Source organism: Actinomadura viridis (assembly GCF_015751755.1).
Taxonomy (GTDB): Bacteria; Actinomycetota; Actinomycetes; order Streptosporangiales; family Streptosporangiaceae; genus Spirillospora; species Spirillospora viridis.
Genome location: NZ_JADOUA010000001.1, coordinates 4,029,853 through 4,046,123 on the forward strand (window position 1 = coordinate 4,029,853; position 16,271 = coordinate 4,046,123).

Below are 16,271 nucleotides of genomic sequence, written 5' to 3' on the forward strand. Positions count from 1 at the left end.
CAGCCGCCTTCCGGGGTCCCCGCGGCGGCGCGCGGGCGGGGCCGCCCGGCGCCGATCGCGAGGTGGATTGTCAGGTGATATCCGATTCGGTGAGTGCGTCGAGCTCGTCGGTGTAGGCCTGGCCGAGCCCGTCGAGCAGGGCCAGCGTGGCCGCCGCCTCGGCCTCGTCGATCTTCGACATGGCGAAGCCGACATGGATCAGGACCCAGTCGCCGGGCCCCACCTCCGCCGGCCCGAGCAGGCCCACGTTGACCGCGCGGCGGACGCCCGCGACCCGTACCGTGGCCAGGTCGGGCCGGTCCGGCAGGAGCTCGACGATCTCACCGGGGATGCCGAGACACATGGGCCGCGGTCACATCCGGCCGATCTTCATGTAGCGGCGCATCGCCGGCAGTTCCTTCCAGAGCAGCGCGGCCAGGCCGATGATCAGCAGCACGGCCAGCCAGGTCCGCAGTCGTCGCATGGGTGTCCCTCTCCTCTTTCTCGTCCTCGTCGGATCCCCGGCGGGGATCCCGTGCGCGATCGGCGATCGCGGTTCTCAGCCGGGGGACAGGTTCGGCATGATCGGCAGGATCGGATCGTGGGCCTTGGGGTTGATCCCGGTGGAGCGGCGCGCGTCGGCGCTGCCGTCCGGGTGATGTCCCACCTCGTGCTTGTACGCGCCTTCCCGGTTGCCTTGGTGGACGCCCTTGGTGTGCGAGGGCGTGTCGGGCTTCACGTCGGGCTTTCCGACCCGGATCTCGGCCATCGTCGTTCCCTCCTGTTCGTGCGCGTCGTCTCGTTCGCTTCATGCGCGGGCGGCGAGGTCCTGGAAGAACCGCTCGATCTCGCCCCACACCCGCTGCCCGCCCGACAGGCCCTCCCAGGCGCCGCGGATGGCGGCGACCAGGCGGTAGCACTCGTCGATCGGGACCAGCCACTGCTCGTCCGCGCCGCGTACGGTGCTGACCAGCAGCGCCTCAACGGCCGGGCGCATCGACCGCAGCGGTTCGCACGCCGCGGTGACGCCCGCCCACACCTCGGGGTCGACGTCCCACCGGGTGGCGCCGGCCGGGCTGGGGTAGTGGGCGGCGACCGTCCCGTCCGGCCGCCGGACGAAGAACGCCAGGCCGACCGGGACGCCCAGGTCGGCCGCCGGAACGCCGGTCAGCCGGATCCGGCGGTCGGGCACCAGCCGGTAGTGGCCCCGGCTCGCCGCGTCCCGCTCGAACAGCAGCGCGCAGGCCCGGCAGGCGCACAGCGGCTTACCGGCCTGCTCGTCGAGGACGTGGGCGTGCGCGCCGGGCAGGTCCTCGCCGCACAGGTCGCACCGCTCGGCCGGATCGCCGCCGCGGTCGTGCGCGCGCCGGATCGCCCGCTGCAGCGCCCCCGCCGTCATACCGTTCCGTCCGTCCTGGCCGGAGCGGCCGGGGGACGCAGCAGCGCCTCCGCAGGGATGAACGCGGCGGCCTTCCGGCCCGCCCAGGAGCCTTCCCGTTCGGCCGGCCTTTCCTGGCGGACGGCCGACAGCTCCGGGACGGCCGCCAGCACGGCGTCCTCCACGGCCAGCCGGACCGTCGCGGCGGAGGAGGCGCAGCTCCCGCAGCCCCCCGTCAGCCGTACCCGGACGACGTCGTCGTCGATGCCGGCCAGTTCCACGTCGCCGCCGTGCGAGCGCAGGTACGGGCGGACCTCCTCCAGCGCCCGGAGGATCCGCTGCTCCACCGGGGCCGGGTGGACGCCGTGCAGCGCGAGCAGGTGCCCGACCAGCGGGTCGTCCGCGACGGCCGTGGCCAGCGGCGAACCCGCCGGTACCCGGTCGATGACCCGGGCCAGCGCCTCCCCGTACAGCTCGACCAGGTCGCCCACGGCGTCCAGCGCCGTCTCAGCGGTCCGGCCCGGAGTGCCCTCCAGGGTGCCCAGGACCTCCTCCAGCCGGGCCAGCCGCGCCGCGACCTCCTCGTCGCCGAGCCGGTCGGGAGGCGGCGCGGTCCCGTCCGCCGGGGCTTCGGTGCCGATCTCGGTGACCTCAGCCATGCGCGGCACCGAACATGGGGGAGTGGAGCTTCTCCAGCTTGCGGCCCTTCCCCAGGTACATGTGCACGCCGCAGGGCAGGCACGGGTCGAAGCTGCGGACGGCGCGCATGATGTCGACGCCCTTGAAGTCGTCCGGGCCGTTCTCCTCGAAGATCGGCATGTCCTGGACGGCGTCCTCGTACGGGCCGGGCGTGCCGAAGCTGTCGCGCGGGCTGCCGTTCCACGGCGTCGGCGGGTACGGGTGGTAGTTGGCGATCTTGCCTTTCTGGATGACCATGTGGTGGGACAGCACGCCGCGCACCGCCTCGTGGAAGCCGACCCCGATGGCCTCGTCGGGCACGTCGAAGTCCTCGAAGACCTTGGTGTCGCCGCCGCGCATCCGGTCCATCGCCTGCTCGACGAAGTGGACCGCCATCGCCGCCGCGTAGGCCACGAAGTAGACCCGGGCCCGGTTGCGCTCCAGCGCGTTCGACCAGCGCGGGATCCGCCACTCCAGCGTCGTCTCCGGCAGCCGGTCGCCCTTGGGCAGCGAGATCCGCACGCTCGAGCCGGTGGCCTTCACGTACGGGGTGTCGACCAGGTTGGCCAGCGCCGTCACGTACAACCGGGCGAACGGGCCGCCGCCGGTGTCGAGCGCCAGGTGCTGCCCGCTGGCCGGGTCCAGCCACCGCGGGCTCATCACCCAGCTGTAGTTGCCGTCGAAGTCCCGCTTCTGCGGGGCCGGCAGGGTGGTCTGGTTCCACGGGTGCCGCATGTCGACGGGGTTGCCCAGCGGGTCGTGGGTGACGAACGGCTTCTCGTTCACCCAGTCGTCGTAGAAGGAGCTGCCGAGCAGGATCCGGATGCCGAGGTTGATGTCCACCAGGTCGGTGGTCAGCAGCTTGCCGTCCACCACGATGCCCGGGGTGACGTACATCGCCTTGCCCCAGCGGTTCATCGTCTCGTAGCGGTAGTCGACCACGTCGGGGTTCTGGAACGCCCCCCAGCAGCCCAGCATGATCCGGCGGCGGCCCACCTCCTCGTACCCCGGCAGCGCCTCGTAGAAGAAGTCGAAGACGTCGTCGTTCATGGCGACGGCCTTCTTGATGAAGTCCACGATCCCGATCAGCCGGCTGAGGTAGTCGGTGAACAGCGACGGCTGCGGCATCGTCCCCACGCCGCCCGGGTAGACGGTGGACGGATGCACGTGCCGCCCCTCCATCAGGCAGAACATCTCCCGGGTGACGCGGCTGACCTTCAGCGCCTCCTTGTAGACCTCGCCCTCGAACGGGTTGAACGCCTCCATGATCTCGGCGATCGTGCGGTAGCCGTGGACCGCCGCGCCCGGTGCCTCGGTGGTGCGGGCACGCTTGAGCAGGCCCGGGTTGGTGTCCTTGACCATCGCCTCGCAGAAGTCGACGAACACCATGTTGTCCTGGAAGATCGTGTGGTCGAACATGTACTCGGCGGCCTCGCCGAGGTTCACGATCCACTCGGCCAGCGGCGGGGTCTTGATGCCGTAGGCCATGTTCTGGGCGTACACCGAGCAGGTGGTGTGGTTGTCCCCGCAGATGCCGCAGATCCGGCTGGTGATGAACCCGGCGTCGCGCGGGTCCTTGCCCTTCATGAACACCGAGTAGCCCCGGAAGAGCGAGGAGGTGCTGTGGCACTCCACGACCTTCCGGTTCGCGAAATCGATCTTCGTGTAGATCCCCAGGTTGCCGATGATGCGGGTGATGGGATCCCACGACATCTCGACCAGCTGGCCGGGCTCGCCGGGCGCGGGCATCCGCTCCTTGATTGCCATCGGTCGTGTCCTCTCAACGTGTCCTGATCCGGTCGGCCGGCGCCCGTTCCGCCGGGCCGCGCTCCACCGCCGTCCGTTCGGGCTCGCGGCGCCGCCCGGCCGTCCCGGGATGCTGGACGGGGCGCTTGCGCGGCCGCCAGTGCGGGTCGTAGCCGCTGGTCAGGGCGTCGCGGTTGTGGTGCCAGCGGGGTTCCTTGTTGGCGGTGCGGTTGGTGATGGAACGCATCCGGCGGATGAACGCCCCGTACGGCTTGACCATGAGCGAGGACAGGCTGGCCCCCGGTGGCATGTCCATGAACGGCATGAACTTGTCCGGGAAGCCGGGCATGGTGCAGGCGATGCAGATCCCGCCCACGTTGGGGCAGCCGCCGATGCCGCCCATCCAGCCCCGCTTGGGCACGTTGCAGTTGACCACCGGGCCCCAGCAGCCGACCTTCACCTGGCATTTCGGCGAGTTGTAGTCCATGGCGAAGTCGCCCTGCTCGTAATAGGAGCCGCGGTCGCAGCCCTCGTGCACCGTCTTGCCGAACAGCCACTGCGGGCGCAGCATGTCGTCCAGCGGCGGCGGTGGCGCCGACCCGGCGGCGTGGTAGAGGACCCAGGTCAGGGTCTCCATGAAGTTGTCCGGCTGGACCGGGCAGCCCGGGACGTTCACGATCGGCAGCCCGCCGGTCGACACGAAGTCCCGGCCCAGGTAGTCGGCCAGCCCCATGCACCCGGTCGGATTGCCCGCCATCGCGTGGATGCCCCCGTAGGTGGCACAGGTGCCCGCCGCCACCACCGCCCAGGCGCGCGGCGCGAGCCGGTCGATCCACTCGTTGACGGTCATCGGCTGACCGGTCTCGGGGTCGTTGCCGAACGAGGTCCAGTAGCCGTCGCCGTTGATCCGCTCGTTGGGGATCGATCCCTCGATGACGAGGATGAACGGCTTCCGCAGGTCCCCGCGGGCGGCGGCCCGGAACGGGGCCAGGTAGTCCTCGCCGCCCAGCGAAGGGGAGAGCACCTTGTTGTGGAGATGCACCTTCGGCAGCCCCGGGACGAGGCCGTTGACCACGTCCTCGATCGCGGGCTGGGACGCGGCGGTCACCGACACGGTGTCGCCGTCGCAGCTCATGCCCTCCGAGATCCACAGGACATGGATCTCCTCGATGCCCGCGCGGCGGGCGGCGGTCCCCGACGTCGCGGTCGTGCCCGGTGTCCCGGTCATGATCGTCCTCCTAGCGGCCGGTCGTCCTCTCGCTGGTCTCCCTGCTGTCGTTCTGGGTCCTTGTCCGGGTACCGGTCCTGGCCCGGGGCGTCCACGGTGATCGACTCCAGGACGACGTCGTCCCGGCCGGTGACCTCGATGTCGACCGCGCCGCACCGGGAGCACGCGGTCAGGGCGGTGGCGTCGGAGGCCGGGGCCTCGGTGCCGCAGCCGCGGCAGCGCACCGACAGCGGCTCCAGGACCAGATCCAGCTCGGCCCCCTCCACCACCGTCCCGGCCGCCGCCAGCCGGAAGCCCTGGTCGATGACCTCCGGATCGACCGGATGCCCGCCGACCCGGACCCGCGCCCCGTGCACGCGCCGGCCGTCGGCCCGTTTCACCGCGGCCTGGACGATCGCCTCGCACAGCCCCATCTCATGCACTGGCCCACTCCGTATCCGCTTGTCCGTGGTCTTCGGTCCCCGCGGGCGGGTCCTCCCCGGCTCCGGTCCCGGTTCCGGCCTCGGTTCCGGCGCGGCCGCGCGGCCGCGCCGCCTCCGCGCACGCCAGCGCCGTCACCAGGCCGACCGCCTCGTCCACGGCCGCGCGCACCGGCTCCGACAGGCCCATCCGCTCCTCGACGACCGCGGGGCGGCAGCCGACGACGAGCACCCGTTCGACACCGCCGCCGCCGAGCTGTCGCAGCAGCCGCAGCACCGTCTGCGGGTCCATGCCGTGACCGTCCACGGCCACGTGCGCCTCGCCGGACGGCCCGCCCGCCCCGCCCTCCTCGGAACCGGCGGGGGCGGCGGGCTCGGCGGACGGATCGTCGACCTCCAGGACGGCGAGGCTGCCGGGCGGCCCGTCCAGCGGAACCGCATCGACCATGATCAAGGTGTCGTGGCGGCCGTCGAGCAGCCCGTACGCCAGGTGCAGGCCGCGGATGCCGTAGTCGACCACGTCCACGCCTGGGGGCAGCACCGCGGTGTCCACACGGTTGACCACCTCGACCCCGAAACCGTCATCGCCGAGGAAGACGTTGCCGATGCCCGCCACGAGGACCCGGCCCCGGCAGGGCCGAGCCCCCTCATTCGCCGCGTTCACCGGGGCCTCCTTCGCCGGGCAGCGGCTCCACCTCGTCGGGGGAGAAGTAGCGGAACCGCCCGTACCAGCGGTTCACGTCGGCGGCGGGATCGTCCTCCAAGGTCACCGCGAGATGGTGGGCGCCGTCCACGTCCAGCAGCACGGCCTCGACCACGGCGGTCCGGCCCTCCAGGAACATGTCCTGCGGGTCGGTGCCGTGGCGGCGGGGCCTTAGCCGCACCCGCGATCCCTTGGACACCGGCGTCCCGGCCACGACGACGCTGTCGGTCTCGGGCGACACGGACGCGTCGGCGCCCGGTTCCCACCAGGGCGCCGACGGGCGGAACGGCGGCTCGGACCCGTCCCGCTCCCCGCCCGGCGGCGCCGCCGCGGTCGCCGGGACGGGCCGCAGCGACCGGACCGCGCCGTGCAGGCGGGACATGACCTCGGCGGGCATCCCCTCGACGCGGTCGAGGATCGCCGCGGCCCGGGCGTCGGTGGCCCGCGCCTCCCGTTTCTCGGCGTCGGTGAGCGTGAGCGTGCGCAGCGACAGGATCTCGTCGATCTCGGTCGCGTCGTGCAGGTCGCCGGGGCTCTCCGGAGCGACCCGCGGGTGGTCGTACAGCAGGATCGGGGACGACAGGACCAGGTCGCGCCGGTCCTCGCCGCCCGCGAGGACGGGGAAGGTGTGGACGTTCGCGCACGTCTGCGCCGCGTCCTCCGCCCACCCCGGCGGGTCCAGGAGCGACAGGAACGCGCCGTCGCGGACGGCGACCAGCGTGTGGCAGGCGATCGGCGATACCCGCAGGGCCTCGTCGCGGGTCGCCTCCAGCGGGAACGCGCCGGCGGCGTTCTCGACGTGCAGCCGGAGCCGGAAGAGCCGGGCGGGGGTGTCGCAGGGCGCCGCCGAGGCCGTCAGGGAAACAGCCACGGGCCACCGCGTGCGCAGGACGCGGCCCGCGGGCCGCTCCCGGTCGTCCGGCAGCGGCTCGGTCTCCTCGCCACCGGAGATCCGCAGCGGCACGTGCCGTTCCTCGGCCAGCAGCTCCTCCAGCGAGAAGGTGAGGTCGAACTCCCGGGGGACCGCCTCGTCGAAGCCCAGCTCCGAACGCGATCCGGCCGTGAGCGCGTCGACGGGGCGATGGGCGCCGCCGGGCAGCCGTTCCTCCACCGACCGGCGCTGCACCTGCAGGAAGCGGACGCGGCAGTGCAGGGTGGCGCCGTCCTCGGCCTCCAGCAGGCATTCGGTCCGCTGCCACCAGGACTCGGCCGATCCGGCCACGCTGCAGTCGACCGGTCCTCGCGCCAGGGTCCAGTCCCGTGGCGTGAGAACGCCGAACTGCCAGCGGACCTGGTTCTTACCGGAGGAACGGCGGTAGGGATACAGCAGGTATCCCTCGTACAGGACGGCGTCGGCCACCGCCTGCGCGGCCTCGAAACCGGCGGCGGTGACGGAGGCGTCCATCCCCATGCGATTTGCCCACTTCCTGATCTGGAGTCGACGGACGATTCCCCCCGCGAGAAGAGAAAGGCACCCCTCACCGCACGGGCTGCACCGCGGACTCTCCCGGTATAGCAACGGCGCATCGCCGCAGGTAAGTGGCGCTGTTCGATAAGTGACGGCCACACTTACCCGCTCCGGGAACCGGCCACGGAAATGGTGCTTGGGTGCCAAGGGAGAAGGGCAGGTCCCTTAGCGCGAATTTCGTGGCGAGGTCTCACGGGGAGGCGGCGCAATGCGCAGGGGAGAACGCCGTCCGGCGGGGACGCGCTCCGCGCGGGTCGTCCGCGCAGGAGCGCGCGGGCTGGTCGCCGCCATGGCGATGAGCGGAGTCCGCACCTTCACCGCGGCCCTCGCCGGCCCGCACGAGAAGACCCCGCCCGAGGCGGTCGTCGAGGAGCACGCCCCCGAGAGCGTCCGGCGGCTTCCCCTGCGCGGGCGCGAGGCCGTCACCGAACTCGCCCACTGGACGTACGGCACCGGCGGCGGCATGGTCTTCGGCCTGCTTCCGTCCCGGGTCCGCCTCCACCCGGTGACCGGGCCGCTGTACGGGCTGGCGATCTGGTTCGTCTTCGAGGTGGCCCTCGCGCCGCTCCTGGGGCTCCGGCACACCCGGCGCCATCCGGTCCTGTGGCGCGTGGTGATCGCCCTCGATCACGTCCTGTACGGCCTGGTGGTCGCCGGGCGCATCGCCCCGGAGCCGCCGCGATCCCGGCGTCCGGCCCGATCCCGGCGGCCGGCGCGGTCGCGTGCCTGCTCACGGGCCCTCCGGCCACGGCCCCGGGGCCGGCGCCGTCCCGGAAACAAGTGGACGTGGCGGGCGCGGTGTGGCTAAGGTCTCCGGCTGTGTCCAGTCCTGAGGCGTCAAGACTCTAGCCACCGGCCGTCCGGTGGCTTCCAGCGGTTCCGGCCGCGACCCCATCACCGGATCGCCGTAGTGCGGACTGTCCGACCTCGGCCGTGCGTCACGTCTCTGACGCGGCGAGGTCCTCTCGCGCGGTAGGCGCGCCCCCGCTCACACGTCGTCATCGACTCCACGTCCTGCCCGCCCTGACCCCTGACGAGTCCTGACCTCGGGGGGAGGCGGGCGGGCGGACGCGTTCAGCCGTGCTCGGGCAGCGTGCGGACGAGGTAGTCCCAGGCGGCCTCCATCTGGGCCGGTCCGTAACAGCGGTCGCGCTTGGCCAGCGCCTCGGCCTCGCCGGAGGAGTCGAGGCCGGCGCCGGCCGCCGCGACCGCGAGCTGCATCCGGCAGGCCTTCTCCAGGAAGATCGCGGTCATCACGGCGGTGGGGACGTCCGGTCCCGCGGTCACCAGGCCGTGGCGGTGCAGCAGCAGCGCGTTCCGGTCGCCGAGGGCCGCGGCGACCGCCGCGCCGAGCTCGCGGTCGCGGATGAGGTCCCCGGTCAGGGTGAACCTGGCGATGTCGGGCGGCCAGAACAGCACTCCCTCATGGCCGACCGGCCGCAGCGGCAGGCCCGTGGCGGCGAAGGCCACCACGGCCTCGGCATGGCTGTGCACGACCGCGTTCACGTCCGGGCGGGCGGCCATGATCTCGGTGTGGATCGGGTACTCCAGATGGACCCGGCCCCGGCCTCCGAGCAGGCGCCCGGACCGGTCGATGCGGACCACCCGGCCGGGCGTGATCTCCTCCATGCCGTACCCGGCGGCCTTCAGCCACACCCCGTCACCGTCCCGCCGGGACAGGTGCCCCCAGATGAGATCGGCGTTGCCGTGGGCGGCCAGGACGCGGCAGCCGAGGGAGACCTCCTCGGCAGGGGTCACCGGGCCTCCTTGACGAGGAAGTCCCCGACGACGCGGTTGAACGCGGCCGGCTGCTCGAACATCGGCCAGTGCCCGGCCCCGGTGATCATGTCGAAACCGGCGTTCGGCATGATCTCCGACGCCCTCCGGCCCACCTCGGCGGGCGTGGTCGGGTTGTGGTCGGTCCACACGATCAGCGTCTCGTGGTCGATCCGCGCGAGGTCGTCCTCCCGGAGCATGTACGCGCGGTTGGCCTCCCCGGGCTGCTCGGCGACCAGCTTGGCCAGCGCCTCCTCCGTACCGGGCAGGGTGTAGTAGCGGTACCGGCACTCGACCAGCTCGTCGGTCACCACGGACGGGTCCACCATGAGCCATTCCAGGCGGGCCCGCACGCTCTCGCGGGTCGGGGCCGAGGCCGCCTTGGCGGTGACCGCCTTGACCTGGGCGTGCACCCGTTCGCTCTCCCCGGCACGGCCCTCGTCCGACAGCAGCAGGCCCGCGCCGGTCACCGAGACCAGCCGGCCCACCCGGTCGGGGTGCCGCAACGCGGTGTGGAAGGCCGTCCAGCCGCCGAGGGACTGGCCCACCAGGTGCGCCCGCTCCGCGCCGATGGCGTCCAGGAAGCGCAGCAGGTGCTCGGTGAAGACGGGGGCGTGGTAGGTGACGTCGGTCGGACGGGCGGTCAGACCGTGGCCGAGCGCGTCGATGGCGTAGACGCGCAGCCCCCGCTCGGCCAGGGGGACCACGTTGCGCAGGAACGCCTCGGCGTGCCCGGTCAGCCCGCCCATGAGGATGACCGGGTCGCCGTCGCCCGCCTCGATGGAACGGGTCCGCCAGCCGCCCGCGTCACGGAAGCGGATCTCGGCGCCGAGGGAGTCGGTCCAGAACGACATCAGGGGTTCTCCTTGCTGAGGAATTCGATCAGGGCGTCGTTGACCGCGTCCGGCCGTTCGTACTGGGGCCACTGCCTGGCCCCCGGGACCGTCACCGTCCGGGCGCCGGGGACGGCCGCCGCGGCGGACGCCACGACGGCGGGCGGCGTGTGCCCGTGCTCCCCGCGGACGAACAGGACCGGGACCGCCAGCGTGGCCAGCAGCCGCGGCGTGAGCAGCCAGGCGTCGTTGTCGGCGGCGCGCACCCGCCGGTGGACCTCCCGGGCCTCGGCCGGCCGGTACAGGGCGGTGCGGACGCCGACCAGTTCCGGGTCGACGGTGTCCGGGTCGGCCAGCAGCCCGGCGAGCCGTTCGCGGACGGCCTCGGGGGTCGGCTCGGCGTAGGCCCGGCCGCCGCGCTCGTAGGCGGCGCGGACCGTGGCGTCGGAGAGCCGTTCGGCCTCCGGCTGGAGTCCGGCGGGTTCGATCAGCGCGAGCCGGCGCACCCGGCCGGGGGAGCGGAGGGCGAGCAGCGCGGCCGTCCAGCCGCCCAGCGACTGGCCGACCAGGTCGGCGCGGTCGAGACCGAGGGCGTCCAGGACGGCGCCCGCGTGCTCGGCCAGCCGGTCCACCTCGTAGCGGCCGTGGCCGGGCCGGCCGGTGAGGCCGTGGCCGAGCAGGTCGAACGCGATGGCCCGGCGGCCCGCGCCGGCCAGGGCGGGCAGCGTGCGGGCGAAGGTCTCCAGGTGCCCGCCGCGCCCGTGCATCAGGACCACGGGCGGACCCGACCCCAGCTCGGCGATCCGGGTGGTCACCCCGCCGGCGGCGACGTGCCGGACCTCGGCTCCGAGCAGGTCGCACCACAGGCTCACAGGTGGCTCCGCAGGAACTCCAGGGTGCGTTCCCAGGTGAGGCGGGCCGCCTCCGGATGGTGGTTGGGGTGGGTGTCGTCGTGGTAGGCGTGGCCCGCGCCCTCGTAGACGTGGACCTCGACCGGCCGGCCGCTGCGCTTGAGGGCGTCCCCGAGCCGCCCCACCTGGTCGAGGGGGATGACCTCGTCCGCGCCCCCGAAGTGGGCCTGGACGGGGCAGGTGACCCGGTCGGCGATGTCGACGCGGGACCGGACCCGGCCGGTCGGGCTGTAGGCGGGCGGCAGCTCGGGCAGCCCGTACAGGGGGACGGCGCAGGCGAGGCGGTCGGTCCGGGCGGCCCAGGCGATCGCCAGCCCGCCGCCGAGGCAGAAACCGACGACCGCGGCGCGGGAGGCGTCGACGCCGCCGCGCCCGGCGAGGTGGTCCAGCCCCGCCTGGAGGTCGGGGACGGCCTGCTCGTCGCGGGCGGCCAGGAACGCCTTCGCCCTGCGTTCCTCGGCGGTGGTGTAGTCCTGCGGAGGGCGGCCCCCGATACGGCTGTAGAGGTCCACGGTGAGGCAGGCGAAGCCCTCGGCGGCGAACCGTTCGGTGACGCCGCGCCGGTGGGCGGTCACGCCGAGGTTCTCGTGCGCGCTGACGATGACCGGCGGGGGAGGGCCGCCGGGTGCCGGGACGGGCCGGGCGAGATAGCCGCGGATCTCGTCCCGTCCGCTGGGGAAGGTCACCCAGCCCGATTCGATGGTCGTGGTCACGTCGTCTCCAAAGGGAGGATCAGATCGCGGCCCTCGGTGGGACCGCGGGTGGAACGGCGGCGGCACGGACCAGCAGCTGCTGGATGTGCGGTGCCAGGGCCTCGAGCCGCCGCCGGGGCATCCGGGAGGTGGGGCCGCAGACGGCGACGGCCCCCGCCGGGCGTCCGGCGACCATCACGGGCACGGCGACGCCCGTGACGCCCGCGATGAACGCCTCGGCCTCCAGGGCGTAGCCGCGCAGCCGGCTCGTCTCGATCTCACGCAGCAGCGCCGCCGGGTCGGTGATGCTGCCGGGCGTGCGCTGGGCCAGCCGGAGCTTCGGAACGATCTCGCGTGCCTCCTCGGGCGGCAGGCCGCTGAGGATGGCGCAGCTGATGCACCCGTTGGCCAGCATCGACCGCTGCCCGATCGGTGACAGCGCGTCCGGCGAGCTGAACGCCTCCCGCTTGGCAGTGATCAGCAGCGACCGGTCCCGCCAGTCGATCTCCGCCACCAGCACGGTCTCCCCGGTCGAGCGGGCCAGCTCCTCGGTGATGCCCTGGGTGAGGTGGGCCAGCGCGGTGGTCGCCGACACCAGGCTGCCCAGTTCCAGGAGGCGGTTGCCCAGCGCGTAGGAGCCGTCCGGCTCCTGGCGCAGGAACCCCCGTTCGACCAGGGTGACCGCCATGCGGTGGGTGCTGCTCTTCGGCAGCCCGGCCGCCTCCGCCAGCTCCGAGAGCTGGAACCGGGGATGCGCGGCGCTGAAGGCGCTCAGCACGTCCAGGGCGCGGTCGACCGAGCGGACTCCCCGCCGGCGGGGGCCGAGCCCCGCGGATTCAGGGTGCGGAGAGCGAGAGCGAGCGTCGTTCATGGTGGTGCCTCACGTGCAGTAGGGCGGTGCTTCACTCGCATTTTCCCTGGTGATGAGGGTGTCCGGCACCGTCGCGATCTTCTTCACCTCCTTGTTGCCGCGCAGGAGGCCCACCACGCCGTCGACCGCCATCTCGCCGACGGACTTGGGGGTGTTGCTGACGGTGACGGCGAATCCGCCGTCCTGGACGGCCCGCACGCCGGCCTCGCTGCCCCCGTTGGTGAGGATCTTGATGTCGTCGCGGCCGGCCGCCTTGAACGCCGCCAGCACCCCGAAGCCCATGTCCTCGTTGTGCACGAAGACGTACTTCACCTTCGGCCTGGCCTGCAGCAGGTTCTCGGCCACGTCCTGGGCCTTGGCCCGCTGCCACATCGCCGGCTGGTCGAACACGACCTTGGCCTGGGCCCCGAGGGCCTTCTTGAAGGCGTCGTTCATCAGGTCCGCGGCCGCTCCCGGGGCGCCGCCGACCACGCCCACCTCCACCGGCGCGCCGCCGCTGTCCTTGACCAGCCATTCCCCGAGTTCGCGCCCGACCTTGCGCACGTCGGTGACGACGGCGCCCAGGATCTTGGACTGGTCGACGGAGGCGACCGAGGTGAGGAAGATCGGGATGCCCGCCCGGTTGGCCCGTGCGACACCGCCCTCCAGCGAGTCGATGTTGACCGTCTGGACGACGATCACGTCGACCCGCTTGACGATCATGTCGTCGATGTTGGACAGCTCCTTGGCCGGGTCCATCGCCGAGTTGGCGGTGAGCAGGGTGACCCCCGCGCTCGTGGCGCGGGCCTGCATCGACCGCTGCAGGCAGGTGTGGAACTCGATGCTGTTGCCGTTGACGAAGCCGATCGTGATCTTCTTCTTGTCGGACGGGACCACCGCCCCGGCCCCGGCTCCTTCGTCGACGGAGCAGCCGGCGGTGGCCAGGCCCAGGGACAGGGCCAGGACGGCGGGTGGGGTGAGCGAACGGAACGGGCGCCTGCGTGAGATGCCGAACATGACGGATCCTTCCGGGCCGGACGGGCCGGGCCAGGGTGGGGAGGGGTGGGAGCCGGGCCGGGATGGGACGGAACGGGGGTGGCGGGGCCGGGCGGTCAGTGTTCGCGACCGCGGAGATGGTTGGTGATGGCCGCGACCAGCAGCACGGTGCCGAGGGCGACGTCCTGGAAGTGGGTGTTGACCTGCAACAGGTTGAGGGAGTTGGCGACCACCCCGAGCAGCAGCACGCCCAGGACGGTCCCCACGAGGGTGCCGCTGCCGCCGTGCAGGGCGGTGCCGCCGATGACGACGGCGGCGACCACGGTCAGCTCCAGGTGGAGGCCGCCGGTGCCGGGGCTGGCCGCGCCGAGCCGGGCGACGAGCATGGCCCCGCCCAGGCCCGCCAGCACGCCGCCGACCGTGTACAGCACCAGCTTGGTGCGCACCACCGGGATGCCCGCCAGCCGGGCGGCGTTCTCGTTGCCGCCGATGGCGAAGGCGTTGCGGCCGAACGCCGTCCACCGCATGATCAGGCCGGCCGCGGCGCAGATGACCACGGCGACCACCACCAGCACCGGAATCACCCCGAGCACCTCACCGAAGCCGAGCTCCACCAGGTGCTCGCCGATGGAGATGCTCTGGCCGTCGATGATCAGCAGGGCGACCCCGCTGAGCACCGTGGACGTCGCCAGGGTCGCCACGAACGGGGCGACGTTGAACAGGGTCACCACGAGCCCGTTGACCAGGCCGATGGCGCCGCCGATCGCGAGCGCCGCCAGCACGGCGACCCACTCGCCGACGCCCGCGACGATCAGCTGGGCCACCACGCCGTGCGTGACGGCGGCGACGGCGCCGAGCGAGAAGTCGATCCCCCCGGCCGTCATGAGCAGCGTCAGCCCGGCGGCCAGCACCGCGACCACGGCGATCTGCTGCGACACGTTGAGGAGGTTCGGGCCGGTGAGGAAGGCGTCGCTGTTGAGCGCGGTGAACGCGCTGATCAGCAGCAGCACGGTCATCAGGCCCAGGTGCCGGGTGAGACCGGGCGGCAGCGCGACGCCGATGCGGCCCCGGAGGTCGGTGATGGCGGTCATGGGGTCGTTCCTCCTGCGGTCAGCGATACGAGGTCGTCGCGGGTGACCTGGTCCATGGGCCGGTCGGCCACCACCCGCCCGGCGCGGACCACCAGGACCCGGTCGGCGAGCCGGACGGCCTCGTCGACGTCGGAGGAGGCCAGCAGGACCGCCGCGCCCCCGTCGGCGAGCCCGTCGACCAGCCGGTGGATGTCGGCCTTGGCGGCCACGTCGACCCCGTTGGTGGGCTCCTCCAGCAGGCACGCGGTCACCCCGGTGTCGAGCCAGGCCGCCAGCAGCACCTTCTGCTGGTTGCCGCCCGACAGCGTCGTGACGGCGGGATCGGAGTGAAGGGTGACGACGCCGTACCGGTCCCGCGCCCGCCGCCCTTCCCGGTGCAGGCGGCCCCAGCGCACCAGCCAGGGGCGGGCGAGGCCGCGCCGTACGAGATCGAGGTTCTCGTCGACGCTCAGCCCGGGCACGAGGCCCAGGGCCAGCCGGTCCCCGGTGACGCAGCGCAGGCCCGCCGACAGGGCGGAGCGGACGCTGCCCGGCCGCAGCCGTCGGCCGTTCACCCGGACCCGCCCGGCCCGGGGCCGGCGCAGCCCGCTGAGCACGCCGAACAGCTCGGACTGGCCGTCGCCGGCGGGTCCCAGGACGGCGACGATCTCGCCCGCGCGGACGGTGACGCCGAAGCCGCGCAGCCGGCCCGCGTCCAGGCCGTCCAGCTCCAGGACCGGTTCCCCGAACGTCCGGGCGCGGTCCGGGCGGTCCTGGACGAGCCGTTCACCGGCCATGGCCCGGACCAGGGCCGGCAGGTCCACCTCCCCGGCGGGCACGGTGACGACCCGGCGCCCGTCGCGCATCACCGTGACGCGGTCGGCCAGGTCCAGCACCTCGTCGAGATGGTGGGAGATGTAGATGATCGCGGTGCCGCGTTCGCGCAGCGTCCGCACCAGCCGGTGGATCCGCAGGGCGTCCGCGCCGCCGAGGGAGGCGGTGGGCTCGTCCAGGATGAGGACGCGCCCGCCGGCGTGCACCTCCCGGGCGATCTCGACCAGCGTCCGCTCGCCCGGGCCCAGGCGGGCCGCGGCCGTGCCGGGCGCCACGTCGATGCCCAGGTCGGCCAGGGCGCGCACCGCCTCCTCGCGCGCCCGCCTCCAGTCCACCCGGCCGCCGCGGGTGGGCAGCCTGCCCAGCAGCAGGTTCTCGGTCACGCTGAGCCCGAGGACCAGCGAACGCCTCTGGTGGACGATGCTCACCCCGGCCGCGTGGGCCTTCCGGGGCGTCAGCGCGCCGTGCCGCCGCCCGGCGATCACGATGTCGCCGCCGTCGGGGACCACCGCACCGCAGACCATCTCCACCAGCGTCGACTTGCCGGCGCCGTTCATCCCCACCACCGCGTGGACCTCGCCGGGACGCAGCGTGAAGTCGACGTCGATCAGCGCCTGCGCGCCGCCGAACGCCTTGCGCACCCCGCGCAGTTCCAGGGCCGGCTTCACAAGTTCTCCCGCCGCGTGCCGGGTGCCGCCGGGAACGGTCAT

General features: G+C 73.2%; 19 protein-coding genes. 1 reads left to right on the plus strand and 18 read right to left on the minus strand.

The window, feature by feature from the left end:
• Positions 1 to 70 precede the first annotated feature (70 nt).
• The 10 genes from IW256_RS18230 to IW256_RS18270 form a co-directional block, all read right to left on the minus strand.
• The gene (locus IW256_RS18230; protein WP_197012135.1) at positions 71 to 343 is read right to left on the minus strand and encodes a HypC/HybG/HupF family hydrogenase formation chaperone; all 273 of its coding nucleotides are present in this window, start codon (positions 341 to 343) and stop codon (positions 71 to 73) included.
• 9 nt (positions 344 to 352) lie between these two features.
• The gene (locus IW256_RS43100; RefSeq protein ID WP_386930234.1) at positions 353 to 463 is read right to left on the minus strand and encodes a DUF6893 family small protein; all 111 of its coding nucleotides are present in this window, start codon (positions 461 to 463) and stop codon (positions 353 to 355) included.
• Positions 464 to 538: 75 nt separating this feature from the next.
• Positions 539 to 748 carry a hypothetical protein gene (locus tag IW256_RS18235; RefSeq protein ID WP_197012136.1) on the minus strand — a complete coding sequence of 70 codons (210 nt, stop codon included), beginning with the start codon at positions 746 to 748 and terminating at the stop codon, positions 539 to 541.
• A 39-nt stretch (positions 749 to 787) separates the two neighbouring features.
• Positions 788 to 1,378, minus strand: coding sequence for a DUF5947 family protein (locus IW256_RS18240; RefSeq protein WP_197012137.1), 591 nt, complete (start codon positions 1,376 to 1,378; stop codon positions 788 to 790).
• Complete coding sequence (locus IW256_RS18245) at positions 1,375 to 2,016, minus strand: NifU family protein (protein WP_197012138.1); 642 nt, start codon at positions 2,014 to 2,016, stop codon at positions 1,375 to 1,377. Before IW256_RS18245 ends, IW256_RS18240 begins: the two co-directional genes overlap by 4 nt.
• The gene (locus IW256_RS18250; protein WP_197012139.1) at positions 2,009 to 3,802 is read right to left on the minus strand and encodes a nickel-dependent hydrogenase large subunit; all 1,794 of its coding nucleotides are present in this window, start codon (positions 3,800 to 3,802) and stop codon (positions 2,009 to 2,011) included. Before IW256_RS18250 ends, IW256_RS18245 begins: the two co-directional genes overlap by 8 nt.
• Positions 3,803 to 3,815: 13 nt before the next feature.
• Positions 3,816 to 5,009 carry an NADH-quinone oxidoreductase subunit B family protein gene (locus IW256_RS18255; RefSeq protein ID WP_197012140.1) on the minus strand — a complete coding sequence of 398 codons (1,194 nt, stop codon included), beginning with the start codon at positions 5,007 to 5,009 and terminating at the stop codon, positions 3,816 to 3,818.
• The gene (locus tag IW256_RS18260) at positions 5,006 to 5,422 is read right to left on the minus strand and encodes a hydrogenase maturation nickel metallochaperone HypA/HybF (protein WP_231404902.1); all 417 of its coding nucleotides are present in this window, start codon (positions 5,420 to 5,422) and stop codon (positions 5,006 to 5,008) included. Before IW256_RS18260 ends, IW256_RS18255 begins: the two co-directional genes overlap by 4 nt.
• A 1-nt stretch (position 5,423) precedes the next feature.
• Complete coding sequence (locus IW256_RS18265) at positions 5,424 to 6,092, minus strand: hydrogenase maturation protease (RefSeq protein WP_197012142.1); 669 nt, start codon at positions 6,090 to 6,092, stop codon at positions 5,424 to 5,426.
• Positions 6,076 to 7,542, minus strand: coding sequence for a hypothetical protein (locus IW256_RS18270; protein ID WP_231403832.1), 1,467 nt, complete (start codon positions 7,540 to 7,542; stop codon positions 6,076 to 6,078). The genes IW256_RS18265 and IW256_RS18270 overlap by 17 nt, the downstream gene beginning before the upstream one ends.
• A gap of 265 nt (positions 7,543 to 7,807) precedes the next feature.
• Between IW256_RS18270 and IW256_RS18275 the strand changes: the two genes are divergently transcribed.
• On the plus strand, positions 7,808 to 8,407 hold the full coding sequence (locus IW256_RS18275) for a hypothetical protein (protein ID WP_197012144.1): 600 nt from the start codon (positions 7,808 to 7,810) through the stop codon (positions 8,405 to 8,407).
• Between the two features lie 266 nt (positions 8,408 to 8,673).
• Here IW256_RS18275 and IW256_RS18280 read toward each other — a convergent pair whose 3' ends face one another.
• The 8 genes from IW256_RS18280 to IW256_RS18315 form a co-directional block, all read right to left on the minus strand.
• A complete protein-coding gene (locus IW256_RS18280) occupies positions 8,674 to 9,357 on the minus strand; it encodes a class II aldolase/adducin family protein (protein WP_197012145.1) in 684 nt (227 codons plus the stop codon).
• Positions 9,354 to 10,229 carry an alpha/beta fold hydrolase gene (locus tag IW256_RS18285; RefSeq protein ID WP_197012146.1) on the minus strand — a complete coding sequence of 292 codons (876 nt, stop codon included), beginning with the start codon at positions 10,227 to 10,229 and terminating at the stop codon, positions 9,354 to 9,356. Before IW256_RS18285 ends, IW256_RS18280 begins: the two co-directional genes overlap by 4 nt.
• Positions 10,229 to 11,080, minus strand: coding sequence for an alpha/beta fold hydrolase (locus tag IW256_RS18290; RefSeq protein ID WP_197012147.1), 852 nt, complete (start codon positions 11,078 to 11,080; stop codon positions 10,229 to 10,231). The genes IW256_RS18285 and IW256_RS18290 overlap by 1 nt, the downstream gene beginning before the upstream one ends.
• Positions 11,077 to 11,832 (minus strand): dienelactone hydrolase family protein, encoded by a 756-nt coding sequence (locus IW256_RS18295; RefSeq protein ID WP_197012148.1) that lies wholly within the window; start codon positions 11,830 to 11,832, stop codon positions 11,077 to 11,079. Before IW256_RS18295 ends, IW256_RS18290 begins: the two co-directional genes overlap by 4 nt.
• A gap of 19 nt (positions 11,833 to 11,851) precedes the next feature.
• The gene (locus IW256_RS18300) at positions 11,852 to 12,682 is read right to left on the minus strand and encodes an IclR family transcriptional regulator (RefSeq protein WP_197012149.1); all 831 of its coding nucleotides are present in this window, start codon (positions 12,680 to 12,682) and stop codon (positions 11,852 to 11,854) included.
• Positions 12,683 to 12,691: 9 nt separating this feature from the next.
• The gene (locus tag IW256_RS18305; protein WP_197012150.1) at positions 12,692 to 13,678 is read right to left on the minus strand and encodes a sugar ABC transporter substrate-binding protein; all 987 of its coding nucleotides are present in this window, start codon (positions 13,676 to 13,678) and stop codon (positions 12,692 to 12,694) included.
• 95 nt (positions 13,679 to 13,773) lie between these two features.
• Positions 13,774 to 14,748 carry an ABC transporter permease gene (locus IW256_RS18310; RefSeq protein ID WP_197012151.1) on the minus strand — a complete coding sequence of 325 codons (975 nt, stop codon included), beginning with the start codon at positions 14,746 to 14,748 and terminating at the stop codon, positions 13,774 to 13,776.
• Positions 14,745 to 16,271 carry a sugar ABC transporter ATP-binding protein gene (locus IW256_RS18315; protein WP_197012152.1) on the minus strand — a complete coding sequence of 509 codons (1,527 nt, stop codon included), beginning with the start codon at positions 16,269 to 16,271 and terminating at the stop codon, positions 14,745 to 14,747. Before IW256_RS18315 ends, IW256_RS18310 begins: the two co-directional genes overlap by 4 nt.

Bases quoted from the DNA above. Each gene is read 5' to 3' on its own strand.
- IW256_RS18230 (WP_197012135.1), bottom strand. From the start codon at position 343: ATGTGTCTCGGCATCCCCGGTGAGATCGTCGAGCTCCTGCCGGACCGG.
- IW256_RS43100 (WP_386930234.1), bottom strand. From the start codon at position 463: ATGCGACGACTGCGGACCTGGCTGGCCGTGCTGCTGATCATCGGCCTG.
- IW256_RS18235 (WP_197012136.1), bottom strand. From the start codon at position 748: ATGGCCGAGATCCGGGTCGGAAAGCCCGACGTGAAGCCCGACACGCCC.
- IW256_RS18240 (WP_197012137.1), bottom strand. From the start codon at position 1,378: ATGACGGCGGGGGCGCTGCAGCGGGCGATCCGGCGCGCGCACGACCGC.
- IW256_RS18245 (WP_197012138.1), bottom strand. From the start codon at position 2,016: ATGGCTGAGGTCACCGAGATCGGCACCGAAGCCCCGGCGGACGGGACC.
- IW256_RS18250 (WP_197012139.1), bottom strand. From the start codon at position 3,802: ATGGCAATCAAGGAGCGGATGCCCGCGCCCGGCGAGCCCGGCCAGCTG.
- IW256_RS18255 (WP_197012140.1), bottom strand. From the start codon at position 5,009: ATGACCGGGACACCGGGCACGACCGCGACGTCGGGGACCGCCGCCCGC.
- IW256_RS18260 (WP_231404902.1), bottom strand. From the start codon at position 5,422: ATGGGGCTGTGCGAGGCGATCGTCCAGGCCGCGGTGAAACGGGCCGAC.
- IW256_RS18270 (WP_231403832.1), bottom strand. From the start codon at position 7,542: ATGGGGATGGACGCCTCCGTCACCGCCGCCGGTTTCGAGGCCGCGCAG.
- IW256_RS18275 (WP_197012144.1), top strand. From the start codon at position 7,808: ATGCGCAGGGGAGAACGCCGTCCGGCGGGGACGCGCTCCGCGCGGGTC.
- IW256_RS18285 (WP_197012146.1), bottom strand. From the start codon at position 10,229: ATGTCGTTCTGGACCGACTCCCTCGGCGCCGAGATCCGCTTCCGTGAC.
- IW256_RS18300 (WP_197012149.1), bottom strand. From the start codon at position 12,682: ATGAACGACGCTCGCTCTCGCTCTCCGCACCCTGAATCCGCGGGGCTC.
- IW256_RS18305 (WP_197012150.1), bottom strand. From the start codon at position 13,678: ATGTTCGGCATCTCACGCAGGCGCCCGTTCCGTTCGCTCACCCCACCC.
- IW256_RS18310 (WP_197012151.1), bottom strand. From the start codon at position 14,748: ATGACCGCCATCACCGACCTCCGGGGCCGCATCGGCGTCGCGCTGCCG.
- IW256_RS18315 (WP_197012152.1), bottom strand. From the start codon at position 16,271: ATGACCGTTCCCGGCGGCACCCGGCACGCGGCGGGAGAACTTGTGAAG.